Genomic DNA, 17,980 nt, shown 5'->3' with positions numbered 1-17,980 from the left:
GCCCGCTTCACGAAAGTCGCGTGATGTCCGAGTCGGTCTTCCCACAGCTCGAAGCTCTGCTCCCGCATGTGCAGAAGCCCATCCAGTACGTCGGTGGTGAGCTCAACTCCACCGTGAAGCCGTGGGAGAGCGCGGACGTCCGCTGGGCGCTCATGTACCCGGACGCGTACGAGGTGGGCCTCCCCAACCAGGGCGTCATGATCCTGTACGAGGTGCTCAACGAACGCGAGGGCGTCCTCGCCGAGCGCACCTACAGCGTGTGGCCGGACCTGGAAGAGCTCATGCGCGAGCACCAGGTCCCGCAGTTCACCGTCGACAGCCACCGCCCGGTCGGTGACTTCGACGTGTTCGGGCTCTCCTTCTCCACCGAGCTCGGCTACACCAACATGCTCACGGCGCTCGACCTCGCGGGCATCCCGCTGGAGGCCCGCAACCGTACGGTGGACCACCCGATCGTCCTCGCGGGCGGCCACGCGGCCTTCAACCCCGAGCCGATCGCCGAGTTCATCGACTGCGCCGTCATCGGCGACGGCGAGCAGGCCGTCCTCGACATGACCGAGATCATCCGCGCCTGGAAGGCCGAGGGCCGCCCGGGCGGGCGCGAGGAGGTCCTGCTGCGCCTCGCGAAGACCGGCGGCGTCTACGTCCCGGGCTTCTACGACGTCGAGTACCTGCCGGACGGCCGCATCGGCCGCGTCGTCCCGAACCGCTCCGGCGTGCCGTGGCGCGTGTCCAAGCACACCGTCATGGACCTCGACGAGTGGCCGTACCCCAAGCAGCCCCTGGTCCCGCTCGCCGAGACCGTCCACGAGCGCATGTCCGTGGAGATCTTCCGCGGCTGCACCCGCGGCTGCCGTTTCTGCCAGGCCGGCATGATCACGCGCCCCGTGCGGGAGCGAAGCATCACCGGCATCGGCGAAATGGTCGAGAAGGGCCTCAAGGCGACCGGCTTCGAGGAGGTCGGCCTGCTCTCGCTGTCCTCCGCGGACCACACCGAGATCGCCGACATCGCCAAGGGCCTCGCGGACCGCTACTCGGACGACAAGGTGGGCCTGTCCCTCCCCTCGACCCGTGTGGACGCCTTCAACGTGGACCTGGCCAACGAGCTGACCCGCAACGGACGCCGCTCGGGCCTCACCTTCGCCCCCGAGGGCGGCTCCGAGCGCATGCGCAAGGTCATCAACAAGATGGTCTCGGAAGAGGACCTCATCCGCACCGTCGCCACCGCGTACGGCAACGGCTGGCGCCAGGTGAAGCTGTACTTCATGTGCGGCCTGCCCACCGAGACCGACGAGGACGTCCTCCAGATCGGCGACATGGCGGTCAACGTCATCGCCAAGGGCCGCGAGGTCTCCGGGCAGAACGACATCCGCTGCACCGTGTCCATCGGCGGGTTCGTCCCGAAGCCGCACACCCCGTTCCAGTGGGCGCCGCAGCTCTCGGCCGAGGAGACGGACGCGCGTCTGACCAAGCTGCGCGACAAGATCCGCGGCGACAAGAAGTACGGCCGCTCCATCGGCTTCCGCTACCACGACGGCAAGCCCGGCATCGTCGAGGGCCTGCTCTCGCGCGGCGACCGCCGCATCGGCGACGTCATCCGCGCCGTGTACGAGTCGGGCGGCCGCTTCGACGGCTGGCGCGAGCACTTCTCGTACGACCGCTGGATGCAGGCCGCCGAGAAGGCCCTGCCCGCGTACGGGGTGGACGTGGCCTGGTACACCACCCGCGAGCGCACCTACGAGGAGGTCCTGCCCTGGGACCACCTGGACTCCGGTCTCGACAAGGACTGGCTCTGGGAGGACTGGCAGGACGCCCTCGACGAGACCGAGGTCGACGACTGCCGCTGGACCCCCTGCTTCGACTGCGGCGTCTGCCCGCAGATGGACACGCAGATCCAGATCGGCCCGACGGGCAAGAAGCTGCTGCCGCTGTCGGTCGTGAAGTAACCCTCGCGAACACGAGAGGCCCCCACCCGCAACGGGTGGGGGCCTCCCGCGTTTCCCGCCCGGCCGTGCCGCCCGTACGGCCGGTCCGGGACCTCCTCCTCGCCCTCGACGTCAAGCGCGCGCCGTTCGGTACTCCTGGCGGGGAACCGACGAGGTCACGGGCGCGTACTCTGGGTAGTACGACACCCGTAGGCGACACGCCCGCCCCGAGAGCCCCCCGCTACACGGCAGGGGTGAGCCGGGAGCCGGGCATGGCCTGCCGGGTCCACAGACGCTCAGGGCGACGCGCGAGCCGCGGAGCCCCGCACAAGGAGAAGAACCACTGGGCAAGCGACAGCCCGAAGGCCCGCCTCCCGCACCGGTGGTGCAGCGCATTCGACTGCGCTACACCAAGCGCGGCCGCCTCCGGTTCACCAGCCACCGAGACTTCCAGCGTGCCTTCGAGCGGGCCCTGCGCCGCTCCGAGGTGCCCATGGCGTACTCGGCCGGCTTCACCCCGCACCCCCGGGTCTCGTACGCGAACGCCGCGCCCACCGGCACCGGCAGCGAAGCCGAGTACCTGGAGATCGCGCTCGCCGCGCCCCGCGACCCGCACAGGCTCCGTGAGCTCCTGGACGAGTCGATGCCGGTCGGGCTCGACATCATCGACGCCGTCGAGGCCCGCACCTCCGGGCTCGCCGAGCGCCTGACCGCCTCCGTCTGGGAGCTGCGCCTGGAAGGCGTGGAGCCCGCCGACGCCGAGCGGGCCGTGGCCGCGTTCCTCGCGGCCGAGACCGTGGAGGTCCAGCGCCGCACCAAGAACGGCATCCGGACCTTCGACACCCGCGCGGCCGTGGTCAGCCTGGAAGCGCTTACCGCGCAGGCTGATAGGCCGCTGGACAATGCTTGTGCGATACTGCGGCTGGTTGTTCGGCATTTGACACCTGCCGTGCGACCCGACGACGTCCTGTCCGGTCTCCATGTCGTGGCCGACCTGGCGCCGCCGGTCCCCGCAGCGGTGACCAGGCTGGCGCAGGGGCTTTTCGACGAAGAGTCCGGCACGGTGACCGACCCGCTCGCGCCCGACCGCGAGGCTGTCACGGCCGCCCCATCCACGGCCGCCGTAGCAGCCGACGCGAAGGCGCCGGAAGGTCCCGCCGCGTAAGGAACGTCGTTGCCGCGCCGCCCTGGCACTCGGGAGCCACCTGGGTCGGGCAGCGCAACTGACCTGAAGACTTCCGCCAGGCCGTACGGACAAGACGTACGGAACCGGCGGCCATGGACTACAGCTCCCGTGTGGCGAACGCGCCCCGGAGGCCGGTTCCGCGCTCATTACGCGGAGCCGCGCCGGACCGGATGTCAGCCGCGGCGCCCGGGAGCGTGACGGGAGAACCCCGCATGCTCAACAACGAGAACACCACCCCCGCCGCCGGCAACGCCGACGGTGACAGCCCCAGCGACAACCTGCCCCCGCGCAGGCGTCGCCGCGCGGCTTCCCGGCCCGCCGGCCCGCCCGGCGCGACGGCTGCCGCCGCCACCGCTTCCGACGAGGCCGCTCCGGCCGCCGCCGCTGCCGCTGCTCCGGTTGTGGAGGAGCCGGCTGCCGCTCCGGCGCCGCGTGCCCGTCGTCGTGCCACCCGTGCCGTAGCCGCTCCGGAGACCCCGGCCGCCGAGGTCGTCGAGGTCGTCGAGGCCGCTCCGGTTGTGGAGGAGCCGACTGCCGCTCCGGCGCCGCGTGCCCGTCGTCGTGCGACCCGTGCCGTAGCCGCTCCGGAGACCCCGGCCGCCGAGGTCGTCCAGGTCGTCGAGGCCGCTCCGGTTGTGGAGGAGCCCGCTGCTGCTCCGGCGCCGCGTGCCCGTCGTCGTGCGACGCGTGCCGTCGCCGCTCCGGAGACCGCCGCCGCTGACGCGGTCGTCGAGGCCGCTCCGGCCGCCGCCGCTGCTGCCGCTCCGGTTGTGGAGGAGCCCGCCGCTGCTCCGGCGCCGCGTGCCCGTCGTCGTGCCACCCGTGCCGTCGCCGCTCCGGAGACCGCCGTCGCCGACGTGGTGGTCGAGGCCGCTCCGGCCACCGCCGCTGCTGCCGCTCCGGTTGTGGAGGAGCCCGCTGCCGCTCCGGCGCCGCGTGCCCGTCGCCGTGCCACCCGCGCCGTCACCGCCCCGGCCGCCGAGGCCGCCGCGGAGACGCCGGCCGTCGTCGAGGAGCCCGCCGCCAAGGCCACCGTCACGGTCGCCGACGCCGTGGACTCCCCGAAGCGCGGTGGCCGCCGCCGCGCCACCCGCTCCGCCGCTCCGGCCGCCCCCGTACAGCAGGCGCCCGCGCCCGCCGCCGAGGCCGAGGCGCCCGCCGGTCCGGCCCGTGGCCGTCGCGCCGCGCGGCCCGCCGTGGCCGTGTTCCAGGCCCCGGTCTTCGCCGAGCCGATGTTCCAGACCCCGGAGACGGCCGCGATGGCCGCCGCGGCCGCTGCCGCCGCCACCCGCGCCGAAGAGGCCGAGGAGGAAGAGGAGGAGGCCGAGGTCGAGGCCGAGGTCGTCCAGGCCCCCGCCGCCCAGTCCGCCGGCCGTCGCCGCCGCCGTGGCCGCGGCGCCGCCGCCGAGCCCGCCGCGCCGGCCGCCGAGTCCGGTCCGCTGACCGTGGCCGACGTGGAGCAGGCCGAGATCGAGGAGCCGGAGGCCGAGGCCGCCGACCTCGACGAGGACGAGACCGACGGCGAGCGCCCGTCGCGCCGCCGCCGTCGTGGTGGCCGTCGCCGTCGCCGCGGTGAGTCCGCCGACCTCGACGACTCCGCCGAGGACGAGGGCGAGACCGAGGCCGCCGAGCAGGAGGCCGACGCGGACGAGGACTCCGCCGAGGACGACGACGAGGAGAACGGGGCCTCCGGCTCCAGCTCCAGCCGTCGTCGCCGGCGCCGTCGCCGTCGCAGCGGTGACTCCGCTGCGGACGCCGAGGCGGGCGAGGAGGACGGCGTACGCACCGTCGTCAAGGTCCGCGAGCCGCGCCCGGCCCGCGAGAAGGCCGAGCCGTCCGACGAGGTGCAGTCCATCAAGGGCTCGACCCGTCTGGAGGCGAAGAAGCAGCGCCGCCGCGAGGGCCGCGAGCAGGGCCGCCGCCGCGTCCCGATCATCACCGAGGCCGAGTTCCTGGCCCGCCGCGAGGCCGTCGAGCGCGTGATGGTCGTCCGCCAGGCCGGCGAGCGCACCCAGATCGGCGTCCTTGAGGACAACGTGCTCGTCGAGCACTACGTCAACAAGGAAGAGGCCACCTCGTACGTCGGCAACGTCTACCTGGGCAAGGTCCAGAACGTGCTGCCGTCCATGGAGGCCGCCTTCATCGACATCGGCAAGGGCCGCAACGCGGTCCTGTACGCCGGTGAGGTCAACTTCGAGGCGCTCGGCATGGCCAACGGGCCGCGCCGCATCGAGTCCGCCCTCAAGTCCGGCCAGTCGGTCCTGGTGCAGGTCACCAAGGACCCGATCGGCCACAAGGGCGCCCGCCTGACCAGCCAGGTCTCGCTGCCCGGCCGCTACCTGGTCTACGTGCCCGAGGGCTCGATGACCGGCATCAGCCGCAAGCTGCCCGACACCGAGCGCGCGCGTCTGAAGACCATCCTCAAGAAGATCGTCCCCGAGGACGCGGGCGTCATCGTGCGCACCGCCGCCGAGGGCGCGAGCGAGGACGAGCTGCGCCGCGACGTCGAGCGCCTTCAGGCCCAGTGGGAGGACATCCAGAAGAAGTCGAAGCAGATCTCGACCTCTTCGCCGAGCCTCCTGTACGGCGAGCCGGACATGACCGTCCGCGTCGTGCGCGACATCTTCAACGAGGACTTCTCGAAGGTCATCGTCAGCGGTGACGGCGCCTGGGAGACCATCCACGGCTACGTGAACCACGTGGCCCCGGACCTGGCCGACCGGCTGTCCCGCTGGACCTCCGAGGTCGACGTCTTCGCGACGTACCGGATCGACGAGCAGCTCGCCAAGGCGCTCGACCGCAAGGTGTGGCTGCCCTCGGGCGGCTCCCTCGTGATCGACAAGACCGAGGCGATGATCGTCATCGACGTCAACACCGGCAAGTTCACCGGTCAGGGCGGCAACCTCGAAGAGACCGTCACCAGGAACAACCTGGAGGCGGCCGAGGAGATCGTGCGCCAGCTGCGGCTGCGCGACCTGGGCGGCATCGTCGTCATCGACTTCATCGACATGGTCCTGGAGTCCAACCGCGACCTGGTGCTGCGGCGCATGCTGGAGTGCCTGGGCCGCGACCGCACCAAGCACCAGGTGGCCGAGGTCACCTCGCTGGGCCTGGTCCAGATGACCCGCAAGCGGGTGGGCCAGGGTCTGCTGGAGTCCTTCTCCGAGACCTGCGTCCACTGCAACGGGCGCGGTGTGATCGTGCACATGGAGACGCCGACCGTGGTCGGCGGCGGTGGCAACGGCAAGCGCGCCAAGCGCCGCGGCGGCAAGTCCGAGTCGGACCAGCACGAGCACGAGCACGAGCACGTGACCGGGTCGGTCGAGGCGGATTCCTTCGAGGCCGAGACCGAAGCGGAGGTGGCCGCCGAGGCCGCCGCGCCGGTCGCGCTGCCGGAGCCGGAGTTCGTCGCGGACGAGGAGCTGTACAGCAACCCGGCCGAGGCGGAGGCCGCCGTGAGCGGTCGCCGCAACCGGCGCCGTGCCACCCGTAAGGCGACCGCTGCCGCGGGCGCCCCGCGGACCGCGGCGGCTCCGGCCCCCGTGGTGGAGGCCGAGCCGGTGACCGCGCCCGCCGACACCGTCCTGGAGCCGGCCGCCGAGGTCGTCACCGAGGCCGCTCCGGCGTCGGAGGCCGTGGCCGAGGTCGTCGCCGAGGTCGTGGCCGACGAGGCCGCGCCGAAGGGCCGTACCCGCCGCCGCGCCACCCGCAAGGCCACGGCGCCGGCCCCGGTCGCCGAGGCCGAGCCGGTCGTCGTGGCGGAGCCCGAGCCCGAGCCGGTCGTGGAGGCCGAGCCCGAGCCGGTCGTCGTCGAGGCCCCGGCCGAGCCCGTCGCCGACGCGGCCCCGGCCCGTCCGCGCCGCCGTGCCACCCGTAAGGCCACCGCCCCCGCCGGTTCCCCGGCGGGCGCGGCCGAGGCGGCCGTCGTGGTCGTCGAGGCGGCCCCGGTGGCGGAGCCGGAGCCCGTGGCGGCCGAGCCCGCCGCGGAGGCCGAGGCCGAGCCCGAGGCGGCGCCGGTCAAGAAGGCCGCCCGCAAGGCCCCGGCCAAGAAGGCGACCACCACGGCGAAGAAGGCCCCGGCCAAGAAGGCGGCCGCGGCCAAGACGACCGCCAAGAAGACCGTCGCCAAGAAGACGACGGCCAAGAAGACCGCTGCGAAGCGGACGACGAAGAAGACCGCCGCGGCGGAGCAGACGGCCCCGTCCGTCTCCGCTCCGACCGAGGGCTGACCAGCCCATGACCGTGGGCCCCGCCGTGCGGCGGGGCCCACGGCGTGTGTGCGGGACCCCCGGTTTGACCCTCCGGCAACCGGCCCCGTAACCTAGACCGTCGGCGTGTCGTAGTTACGCGCCGCGCTCCTGAGCACCTTCCTCCAGGCTCTGCCCGGAGAGGCCGCTCGTCCATTCCGGATCAGTTCGGGCTCCGGCCCGCCTGAGCGGCTGGCTTCAGGAGCATCCGTCCCGAGTGAGAGAGAGATCCGCGTGTACGCCATCGTGCGCAGCGGTGGTCGCCAGCACAAGGTTGCTGTTGGTGACATCGTTGAGGTTGACAAGATTTCCACTGCCAAGGTTGGCGACACGGTCGAGCTCTCGACCCTGCTCGTTGTCGACGGCGACGCTGTGACCAGCGACCCGTGGGTCCTGGCCGGCATCAAGGTCCAGGCCGAGATCGTGGACCACCACAAGGGTGCCAAGATCGACATCCTGCGCTACAAGAACAAGACCGGCTACCGCCGTCGCCAGGGTCACCGCCAGCAGTACACGGCGATCAAGGTCACCGGTATCCCCGCGGCTGCGAAGTAAGAGGGACTGAGACATGGCACACAAGAAGGGCGCATCGTCCACCCGGAACGGGCGCGACTCCAATGCCCAGCGGCTCGGCGTGAAGCGCTTCGGCGGTCAGGTCGTTTCCGCTGGTGAGATCCTCGTCCGCCAGCGCGGCACGCACTTCCACCCGGGCGCGGGCGTCGGCCGTGGCGGCGACGACACGCTGTTCGCGCTGCAGGCCGGTGCCGTGCAGTTCGGCACGCACCGTGGCCGCAAGGTCGTCAACATCGTTCCGGCCGCCTGATCCAGCTTCGGCTGATCGAGCGTTCGTAACTTCCCGAGGGCGGATCTCAGCTCTTTCCGGCGCAAGCCGGGAAGAGAGGTCCGCCCTCGGCGCGTTGGTATGTACAGACGTTTTTTATGGACAGCAAGGCCTGTCCGGGACATTCCCGCATGTAACTGGAGGAACAACCATGACCACCTTCGTGGACCGCGTCGAGCTGCACGTCGCCGCGGGTAACGGGGGCCACGGCTGCGCCTCCGTTCACCGGGAGAAGTTCAAGCCGCTCGGCGGCCCCGACGGCGGCAACGGCGGCCGCGGCGGCGACGTGATCCTGGTGGTGGAGCAGGCGATCACCACCCTGCTGGACTATCACCACAGCCCGCACCGCAAGGCCACCAACGGCAAGCCCGGCGAGGGCGGCAACCGCTCCGGCAAGGACGGCCAGGACATGGTCCTGCCCGTGCCGGACGGCACCGTCGTCCTCGACAAGGAGGGCAACGTCCTCGCCGACCTCGTCGGCCAGGGCACCACGTACGTCGCCGCCGAGGGCGGCCGCGGCGGCCTCGGCAACGCCGCGCTGTCCTCCGCCCGCCGCAAGGCGCCCGGCTTCGCGCTGCTCGGTGTCCCCGGTACCACCGGTGACATCGTCCTGGAGCTCAAGACCGTCGCCGACGTGGCGCTGGTCGGCTTCCCGAGCGCCGGCAAGTCCTCGCTGATCTCGGTGCTCTCCTCGGCCAAGCCGAAGATCGCGGACTACCCCTTCACCACGCTGGTCCCGAACCTGGGCGTCGTCACCGCCGGCTCGACCGTCTACACGATCGCCGACGTCCCGGGCCTGATCCCCGGCGCCAGCCAGGGCAAGGGCCTCGGCCTGGAGTTCCTGCGCCACGTCGAGCGCTGCTCGGTGCTCGTGCACGTCCTGGACACCGCCACGCTGGAGTCCGACCGCGACCCGATCGCCGACCTCGACGTGATCGAGGAGGAGCTCAAGCTCTACGGCGGCGGCCTGGAGAAGCGTCCGCGCCTCGTCGTCCTCAACAAGGTCGACATCCCGGACGGCCAGGAGCTCGCCGACATGGTCCGCCCGGACCTGGAGGCGCGCGGCTACAAGGTCTTCGAGGTCTCCGCCGTCGCCCGTACGGGCCTCAAGGAGCTCTCCTACTTCCTCGCCGAGGGCATCGCCAAGGCCCGCGCCCGCAAGCCGAAGGAGGAGGCGACCCGTATCGTCATCCGCCCGAAGGCCGTGGACGACGCCGGCTTCACCGTCACCTACGACGAGGTCGAGGACGTCTACACCGTGCGCGGCGAGAAGCCGGAGCGCTGGGTCCGCCAGACCGACTTCAACAACGACGAGGCCGTCGGCTACCTCGCCGACCGCCTCAACCGCCTCGGCGTCGAGGCAGCGCTCAAGAAGGCGGGCGCCCGCGCGGGCGACGGCGTCGCCATCGGCTCCGACGAGAACGCGGTCGTCTTCGACTGGGAGCCGACCATGATGGCCGGCGCCGAGATGCTGGGCCGCCGCGGTGAGGACCACCGTCTGGAGGCTCCGCGCCCGGCGACCACCCGCCGCAAGGAGAAGGAAGCCAAGCGTGGAGACTCGGCCCAGCAGGAGTACGACGAGTTCCGTCCGTTCTAATCCTGTCCATGTCAGCGCCCTGTTCACCTTGATTTAGGTCCCTGCCAGGTCGGCTATGGTCCGCCGGGTGAACAGCTGCCCCTCCTCCACGGTCACCGTTGTGGTGATCGCGTTCAACGACGCCGGGCTCGTGGGCGAGGCCGTTTCCTCGGCCCTCGCCCAGGGCCCGGTGGTCCGCGAGGTCGTCGCGGTGGACGACGCCTCGACGGACGGCACCGGGCGGGTCCTGGACGCTCTGGCCGCCGTCCACCCGCGCCTGAAGGTGGTGCACAGGGCGGAGAACAGCGGGGGCTGCGGGACCCCCCGCAATGCCGGGATGACGGCCGCGACCGCCCCGTACGTCATGTTCCTGGACAGCGACGACGTCCTGCCGCCCGGCGCGGCGGACGCCCTGGTGACGGCCGCCGAGCGCTACCGGGCGCCCGTCGCGGTCGGCGCCTGCGTGCGGCGCGAACTGCCGCAGGGCCGCGACGTGCCGTGGGTCCCCGGCCTGTACACGGCGGGCGAGGTCATCGAGCATCCCGTCGACCGGCCCGCGCTGGTCCGCGACACCCTCTGCGTCAACAAGCTGTACGACCGGTACTTCCTGGACAAGCATGCGATCCGCTTTCCGGACGGCCGGTACATTTACGAGGATTTCGTTTTCACCGCACGGGTCCTGGCCGCCGCCCCGCGCATCGCCGTCGTCGGGGACCTCGTCTACGTCTGGCACGTGCGCCGCACCGCCGCCCGGGTGTCGATCTCCCTGGACCGGGGGGACGTCGGCAACTGGCACTCCCGCGTGGAGGCCCACCACGAGGCCGCCCGCATCCTCGGCGAGGCCGCGCCCGAACTCGGCCGGGCCAGCAAGGTCAAGTTCCTCGAATACGACCTGCCGATATACCTCCGCGAACTCGACCCCGACCCGGGCTACCGGGCCGCCTGGTGGACCCTGACCCGTAGTGGCCTGCGCTGCCTCACCGAGGGCGACATCGCGGCCGCCGGCGCGCAGGGCCGCTGGATCGCCCGGCTGCTGCGCGCCGGCGAGACCCCGCCCGCCGACATGGACCGGCTGGCCCGCTTCGCCTCGGCCCCGCCGAGCCTGCTGCCGCCCTACGCGACCGGCGCCGACGGGGCGGCGGTGTGGAGCGAGGAGCTGCCGGTCGAGCTGGACGGGATGGCCACGATGCAGGTCGCCGAGCTGCCCGTCGCCGTTGAGGTGGAGCGGGCCGGCCGCTCCTCGGTCCGGATCCGCGTCCACGACCTGTACGGGCGCCTCGCCGCGGCCGGCGCGGACACCGCCCGGCTGAGCTTCCTGCCCCGCGACGGCGGCGAACCCGCCCTGGGGCACCCGGTCGCCCTGGAGGCCGCGCCGGCCGGTGGCGGCTGGATCGCCGAGCTGCCGCTGCGGCTGGGCGGGCTGGCCGTCACCGGACGCCGCCGGGGGCTGCGCGGGATGCAGGCCTGGGACGTCCGGGTCGCCGTGCGCTGCGCCGACGGGAGCTCGGTGCAGGCTGCCCCGCGCCCCTTCGGTGACCTGATCGGCCGCCGGATCCTGCCGAGCAGCCGGTACGGAGTGCTGCTGGCGCAGCCCTACCGGACGGCGTCCGGCTCGCTGGCGCTGCGCCTCGCGCCCGGCGCGGAGGGCGCGCTGGCCCTCGTACGCAACCGCTTCGGCCGGGCCCGCGCGGGCCGCAGGCCGGGTCCCCGGCCAGGCTGACGCACGTCCTACGGCGGCCGCCGTACGATGACCGCCTTCCGGACATGCCGTCACAGAGATAAATCGGACCTTCCCCCGGACGCCGTCCGGGGGGACCTCAGGGAGATACGCATGACGTTTCTGATCACCGGTGGCGCCGGCTACATCGGCGCGCACGTCGTCCGCGCGATGCTGATCGCGGGTGAGAAGGTGGTCGTCCTGGACGACCTGTCCACGGGCAACGAGGACCGGGTGCCGGAGGGCGTCCCGCTCGTGATCGGGTCGGTCCTGGACCGCCTGGTCGTGGAGAAGACCCTCCGGGAACACAAGATCACCGGCGTGGTGCACCTCGCGGGCAAGAAGCAGGTCGGCGAATCCGTCGAGAGGCCGACGTACTACTACCACGAGAACGTGGAGGGCCTTCAGGTCCTGCTCGGCGAGGTCGCGGCCGCGGGGATCCGCAACTTCCTCTTCTCCTCCTCGGCCTCCGTCTACGGCATGCCCGACGTGGACTCGGTCACCGAGACGACCCCCTGCGCGCCGCTCAGCCCGTACGGCGAGACCAAGCTGGCCGGCGAGTGGCTGGTCCGCGCCGCCGGCAAGGCGCACGGCATCTCCACCGCCTGCCTGCGCTACTTCAACGTGGCGGGCGCCGCGACCCCCGAGCTCGCCGACACCGGCGTGTTCAACCTGGTCCCGATGGTCTTCGAGCGCTACGACGCGGGCCAGGGCGCCCGGATCTTCGGCGACGACTACCCGACCCCGGACGGCACCTGCATCCGCGACTACATCCACGTCGAGGACCTCGCCGACGCCCACGTGGTCGCGGCCCGCAAGCTCGCCGAGTGGGGCGCCCAGGGCGAGTACAAGGACCTCACCGTGAACATCGGCCGCGGTGAGGGAGTCTCCGTCAAGGAGATGGTCGAGCTCCTGGGCGCCCACACCGGGCACACCCACGCCCCGGTGATCACCCCGCGCCGCCCCGGTGACCCGGCGAAGGTGGTGGCCTCGGCCGACAAGATCGCCGCCGAGCTGGGCTGGAAGGCCCGGCACGACGTCGCCGAGATGATCACCTCGGCCTGGGCCGGCTGGGAGGCCAACCGCAAGGGCGTCCTCCAGCACGCCGAGCGCTGAGCACCGGGCGGGCCGACACGGCTTCCGCGCCCGTAGCAAGAGCGCCCGCCCCGGAAGGTGATCCGGGGCGGGCGCTCGCGCGTTGGCTACGGCTACGGCTACGGCTACGGCTACGGCTACGGCGTCAGCGCTCCAGGAACGCCATCAGCGCTTCCCAGCGGTCGGTGATCTCCGCGCTGGAGTAGCGCCGCACCCGGCGGAACCCGGTGTCGCCGAGCCGGTCGCGCAGCCCGCGGTCCGACATCAGCGCGTCCAGGTGCGCGGCCAGCTCCATCGTGTTGCCGAGCCGGGCCAGCAGCCCGTCCTCCCCGTGCGTGACGATCTCCCGTACGCCGGGCGCGCAGTCGAACGCGGCCACGGCAAGGCCCGCCGCCATCGCCTCCAGCAGCGTGATCGGGAACCCCTCCGCCCGCGAGGCCTGCGCGAACACCGAGGCCTCGCGCAGCGCGCCCAGCACGTCGTCCGTGCTGCCCCTCCACTCCACCGAGTCGCTCAGCCCGAGCGAGGCGCAGTGCGCCCGCAGCGCCGGCTCCTCCGCGCCCGCCCCGTAGATCCGCAGGACCCAGTCCGGGTGCCGGGGAGCGACGTCCGCCCAGGCGTCGAGCAGCAGGTCCAGCCCCTTCTCGAAGGACAGCCGGCCGATGCTCGCCACCACCTTCCCGGTGCGCGGAGCGGGGGAGTCCGGCATGAACGGCAGCGGGTTCGGCATGCTGGCGACGTTCTCCATGCCGGCCCGGATCCACAGGTCCGCGTCCTCCGCCGTCAGCACCAGCAGCCGGTCCACCTCCCGGTAGTGGCGCCGGACCCGCGCCGCGCGCGAGGACTTGTGGCTGGCCTCGTACGACTCGTGGCTCATCCCGATGACGGTGAGCCCCTTGGTGTCGGCGAGCGCCACCCACTCCATCGCCCACACCTGCGTGACGATCACGACCGCGCCCGGCCGGGCCGCCCGGAACAGCTCGCTCAGCTTCTCCGCCCGCGCGCGCATCCCGGCGCGCCGCGATGCCTGGCGGCGGCGCTCGGGCGCGTTGAGCCGGCCCTTGATCCCGTGCAGCGCGCGGGCCTGCGGCGGGTGGGTGTCGTACAGGGTGGTCGTCCCGTACGGCAGCTCCTGCGGCAGCCGCTGCCGCAGCTCCTCGGCCACCGGCGTGATCCCGATGACGTGCACCCGGTGCCCGCGCTCGCTGAACAGCCGCGCCATCTGGTGCGACCAGGTGGTCACGCCGCCGAGTTCGTCGACGCTGTTCGAGACGAGGAAGATGTCACGGCCGCCGGGCGCGCCGCCGGTCTGCTGGCTCACTTGCCGCTCCTGGTGAAGAACTTCGCGACGATCCGGCGGGCCGCGTCCCCGCGGTCGTACTCGCCGAACTCGGTCAGGAAACGCTGCCGCGCCTCCGCGTACTTCGCGTCCGCCTCGTCGAAGGCGGCGAGCGCCTGGAGGAGTTCGTCCGCCGTGGCCACCACCGGGCCGGGCGCCTTCTCCTTCAGGTCGAAGTACGTGCCGCGGATGTCGGTCGCGTACTTCTCGTAGTCGTACGCGAAGAACAGCATCGGCCGGTCCAGCACCGCGTAGTCGAACATCACGGACGAGTAGTCGGTGATCAGGGCGTCGGCGAGCGCCAGCAGCGGGGTGATGTCGTGGTACCGCGACACGTCGACCACCCGGCCCGCGACCGACGGCGGCAGCGACACGCTGTTGAGGTAGTGGGTGCGCACCAGCAGCGTGAAGCGGTCGCCGAGCCGGTCGGCGAACTCCTCCACGTCGAAGGGGAACTCGAAGCCCTCCACCGCCCCGTCCGCACCGGCCCGGAACGTCGGCGCGTACAGCAGCACCCTCTTGTCCGGATCGATGTCCAGCTCGGTGGCGAGCGGCCCGCGCACCCGCTCCCCGCTCTGCGCCTCCTCCCGCTGCGCCGCGACCAGGGCGTCGTTGCGCGGGTAGCCGGTGCGCAGCAGCACCTCGTCCCGCAGCCGGAACGCCTTGGCGAGGGTGCGGGCGTCGTGCTCGGAGCGGATCAGGAAGTGGTCGAAGCGGTCCACGGCCGCCTGGAAGCGGGCCTGGCCCTCCTTGCCCTGGGCCTTGGTGCGGGGCTCGTGGAAGCCCATCCGCTTGAGCGCGGAGCCGTGCCAGGTCTGGATGTACGTGGTTCCCGGGCGCTTGGCGAGGGCGAGCGGGAAGCCCTGGTTGTCGACCCAATACTCGGCCCGGGCCAGCGCCCGCAGGTACGGCCAGCTCCAGCGCTTGACGAGGGTGGCCTCCGGGGGGAAGCCGGTGGGCCGGGCGCCGGCGTACGACCAGATCGCCTCGAACGGGGCGCCCTGGCGGACCAGCTCCTCGTAGATCGCCTTCGGGCTGTCGCTGTACTGCTTGCCCATGTGGCTCTCGAAGACGACCGTGCCCTTGCGGACGGGCAATTTCGAGAAGACCTCGTGGTAGACCTTCACCTTCTGTTCACCCGAGCCGAGGTTCCTGCGGGCCTTCAGCGCCCGGCGCAGGCTCCGCTTGACGACGCCCGCGGCCCTGCCGTGCATCGCGCTGTCGATCAGCGTCCGGGTGCGGACAGTGGCGGCGCCCTGGGCCGTCAGGACGTACGAGAGGTTGCCCTTGCGGGTCATCTCCGGCGCGAAGCGGTCGGAGACCAGCCGGGTCAGCCGGGGGCGCACGCGCAGGCGGGCCGCGTTCTCCAGGTCGACCCCGCCGACCGAGACGCGGGTGGTGATCCGGTCGCGGCCGGCCGTCAACTTCAGGCGGACGTCCCAGACGGCGTCGATGATGCCGAGGGGGCGCACGGTGCTCCCGATGTCGGCCGTCGCAGTCCACTCGATCGAGTCACCCGCGTGGCGCACGGTTGCCACCGGGAAGCTGAAGGAACGGACGCCGATCTGCCGGCGGGCCCGGAATTCCAGCGAGGCCTTGAGACCCGCCTCCGGCGCGATGCGCCCGAGCGGGTTCACGACGGCGCCGCTGAGGGTGATCGTGCCGCGCCCGTCGTCCGCGTAGGAGGTGAGGCGGTTGCCGAGCCGGAGCGCGGAGACCGGGGTGGTGTGGAACCCCTGGTCGGTGACGTCCAGTATCCGGCGGCCCTCGGCGTCGTCGAGGTGCTCGGCGCACCAGTAGACGCGGCCGTCGCGCTCGGCGAGCGGCGAGGACAGCCGGCCCTTGTTGGCCATGGCGTCGGCGGCCGGGAGCAGGTTGTCCCAGTCCTCCTTGCCCAGCAGGTAGGCGCAGATCGCCTGGAGGTGGTTGACGTTCTCGTAGGCGGCCGGGTCGATGCCGGCCAGGTAGCCGTTGGCCAGCCGGGCGAACTCGCGGCGGTACGCGTCGCTGAGGAGGGGCAGGTCACGCAGGTGCAGCACCAGGTCGTGCTTGAGGAACTTGGTGTCCTTGGCCGTCTTGAGGGCGGTGTGGCCGTTGGCGGCCAGCAGTTCGTCGACGCGCCGGTGGATCTCCATCCGGTGGACGAAGTTCGCGATCTCGTGGCGCCGATTGCTGATCGACTTCGACGAGGCCTTCTCGATCACGTTCCAGAAGTAGACGTGGTTCGGGATCAGCGTGATCCGGCGGGCGGCGACATACGCCTGCGCCGAGAACAGCAGGTCCTCGTAGTGGATACCGACCGGGAATTCGAGCCCCTGTTCCAACAGGAATGCGCGCCGATAGCACTTATTCGTCGAAAGGGTGTCGTAAACCAGCAGGTCGGGGTACTCGGTGATGGATTCGAGCGTACGCGTGCGCGAATAGATCCAGGGGTACCACTCGGTGGTCCTGTGCCACCGGTCGTCGAGGTGCACGCGCACGCACATGCCCGAGACGAGATCGGAGCCGGTCCGCTCCGCCGCGGCCAGCATGTTCCGGCAGGCGTTGCGCTCCAGTACGTCGTCACTGTCCAGGAACATGACGTACGTGCCGGTCGCCTGCCGGATGCCGTGATTGCGCGGCGCACCGCAGCCGCCGCTGTTCTCCGGCAGCCGGAACGCGCGCACCCGCCCGGGGTGCGCGGCCTCCAGCCCCTGGGCGACCGCGTACGACCCGTCCTGGCTGTAGTCGTCGACGATCACGACCTCGACGCCGCGCAGGGTCTGGTCCAAAACCGACTGGACGGCTGCCGTCAGGCGCTCTGCGTCGTTGTAGACGATGACGACCACGGAGACGTCAGGCACGTGCACCTCGAATCCCTTTGTTTCATTCCTCTTAACCCGTCAAAGCTACCGTGCGCCGCAGACGACCCGGGAAGCCCGAACCTCGCCGTGCCTACTTCAAATGAAGGGGTGAGTTCCGGGTCTGGTCGCCGACAATCACCCGTTCGGACCCAGCAGGATGTGTCATGACGAAGCTGTCTGTAGTCGTCCCTTGCTACAACGAAGAAGCCGTCATTGAAAGTTTCGATGTCGAGATTCGAAAGGTTCTGGACGCGCTCCCGGTCGACTACGAGGTCTGCTACGTCGACGACGGCAGCCGCGACGGAACCCTGGAGAAGCTCCGCAGGATCGCGGCGGAGTACCGGGACCAGACCCGGTACGTCTCCTTCAGCCGCAACTTCGGCAAGGAGGCGGGCATGCTCGCCGGCCTGCGCGAGGCCACCGGCGACGCCGTCGTGATCATGGACGCGGACCTCCAGCACCCGCCGGAGCTCATCGCCACCATGCTGGAGTACTACCGGCAGGGCCACGACCAGATCATCGCCCGGCGCACCCGCGAGGGCGACAAGAAGCTCCGCACCGCGCTCAGCCGGCTCTACTACCGGGGCATCAACCGCTGGGTCGACGTGGAGCTGACCGACGGCGTGGGGGACTTCCGGCTGCTGTCCCGGCCCGCCGTGGACGCCCTGCTGTCGCTGCCCGAGTACAACCGCTTCTCCAAGGGCCTGTTCTCCTGGATCGGCTTCGACACCGTCCACTTCGACTACCGCAACGCCCAGCGCGGGGCGGGCGAGACGAAGTGGAAGTTCGGCTCCCTGCTCAACTACGGCATGGACGGCCTGATCTCCTTCAACAACAGACCCCTGCGCATCGCCATCTGGCTCGGCGTGTCGCTGGTCGGGCTGACCGGGCTGTACGCGCTGTGGATCACGGTCATGGCGATGACCAACGGGGTCGACTCGCCGGGATATGTCACGCTCGTGGCCATCATCACCGGCCTCGGAGGCGTCCAAATGATCATGCTGGGCCTGATCGGCGAGTACATCGGACGCATCTACTACGAGACCAAGCGCCGCCCGCACTTCCTCGTCAAGGAAGCCCACGGCGCGAACCCGGCCCCCGGCGGGTCCGGAGCGGCACTCCCGGCGGAGAGCGCCACCGACCCGATGATCGCGGAGCGCTTCCGCCGATGACGAGGGACCGGAAGGACCGGAAGGACCCGGAGGGCCGGA

11 protein-coding genes are annotated in these 17,980 nt (G+C 71.6%); 9 read left to right on the top strand and 2 right to left on the bottom strand.

Annotated features, from left to right (window positions below):
* Nucleotides 1-20: 20 nt before the first annotated feature.
* From EES41_RS13355 to galE, 8 genes are all read left to right on the top strand, one after another.
* A complete protein-coding gene (locus EES41_RS13355) occupies nt 21-1,946 on the top strand; it encodes a TIGR03960 family B12-binding radical SAM protein (protein ID WP_174261684.1) in 1,926 nt (641 codons plus the stop codon).
* A 364-nt stretch (nt 1,947-2,310) separates the two neighbouring features.
* The gene (locus tag EES41_RS13350) at nt 2,311-3,090 is read left to right on the top strand and encodes a TIGR03936 family radical SAM-associated protein (protein WP_123082429.1); all 780 of its coding nucleotides are present in this window, start codon (nt 2,311-2,313) and stop codon (nt 3,088-3,090) included.
* A 233-nt stretch (nt 3,091-3,323) separates the two neighbouring features.
* Nucleotides 3,324-7,340 (top strand): Rne/Rng family ribonuclease, encoded by a 4,017-nt coding sequence (locus EES41_RS13345; protein ID WP_123078301.1) that lies wholly within the window; start codon nt 3,324-3,326, stop codon nt 7,338-7,340.
* Between the two features lie 252 nt (nt 7,341-7,592).
* Entirely contained in the window at nt 7,593-7,913 is a 321-nt protein-coding gene (gene rplU, locus EES41_RS13340; protein WP_008738952.1) for a 50S ribosomal protein L21, read from the top strand.
* A gap of 13 nt (nt 7,914-7,926) precedes the next feature.
* Nucleotides 7,927-8,181 carry a 50S ribosomal protein L27 gene (gene rpmA, locus EES41_RS13335; protein WP_008738950.1) on the top strand — a complete coding sequence of 85 codons (255 nt, stop codon included), beginning with the start codon at nt 7,927-7,929 and terminating at the stop codon, nt 8,179-8,181.
* Nucleotides 8,182-8,350: 169 nt separating this feature from the next.
* A complete protein-coding gene (obgE, locus tag EES41_RS13330; protein WP_123078299.1) occupies nt 8,351-9,796 on the top strand; it encodes a GTPase ObgE in 1,446 nt (481 codons plus the stop codon).
* 67 nt (nt 9,797-9,863) lie between these two features.
* Nucleotides 9,864-11,495 (top strand): glycosyltransferase family 2 protein, encoded by a 1,632-nt coding sequence (locus EES41_RS13325; protein ID WP_254211426.1) that lies wholly within the window; start codon nt 9,864-9,866, stop codon nt 11,493-11,495.
* A gap of 111 nt (nt 11,496-11,606) precedes the next feature.
* Complete coding sequence (galE, locus tag EES41_RS13320) at nt 11,607-12,608, top strand: UDP-glucose 4-epimerase GalE (RefSeq protein WP_008738928.1); 1,002 nt, start codon at nt 11,607-11,609, stop codon at nt 12,606-12,608.
* Between the two features lie 124 nt (nt 12,609-12,732).
* Here galE and EES41_RS13315 read toward each other — a convergent pair whose 3' ends face one another.
* Together EES41_RS13315 and EES41_RS13310 are read right to left on the bottom strand one after the other, a co-directional pair.
* Nucleotides 12,733-13,908, bottom strand: coding sequence for a glycosyltransferase (locus tag EES41_RS13315; RefSeq protein WP_123078295.1), 1,176 nt, complete (start codon nt 13,906-13,908; stop codon nt 12,733-12,735).
* The gene (locus EES41_RS13310; protein ID WP_123078293.1) at nt 13,905-16,775 is read right to left on the bottom strand and encodes a bifunctional glycosyltransferase family 2 protein/CDP-glycerol:glycerophosphate glycerophosphotransferase; all 2,871 of its coding nucleotides are present in this window, start codon (nt 16,773-16,775) and stop codon (nt 13,905-13,907) included. The genes EES41_RS13315 and EES41_RS13310 overlap by 4 nt, the downstream gene beginning before the upstream one ends.
* Before the next feature lie 158 nt (nt 16,776-16,933).
* On the opposite strand from EES41_RS13310, the gene EES41_RS13305 reads away from it, so the two are divergent.
* Nucleotides 16,934-17,941, top strand: a complete 1,008-nt coding sequence (locus tag EES41_RS13305) for a glycosyltransferase family 2 protein (protein ID WP_073773486.1) — start codon at nt 16,934-16,936, stop codon at nt 17,939-17,941.
* Nucleotides 17,942-17,980 lie beyond the last annotated feature (39 nt).

This window comes from Streptomyces sp. ADI95-16 (assembly GCF_003721495.1).
GTDB lineage: Bacteria > Actinomycetota > Actinomycetes > Streptomycetales > Streptomycetaceae > Streptomyces > Streptomyces goshikiensis.
The sequence above is the reverse complement of the archived record's forward strand: the minus strand, read 5'-3'. Positions and strand labels throughout refer to the sequence as shown.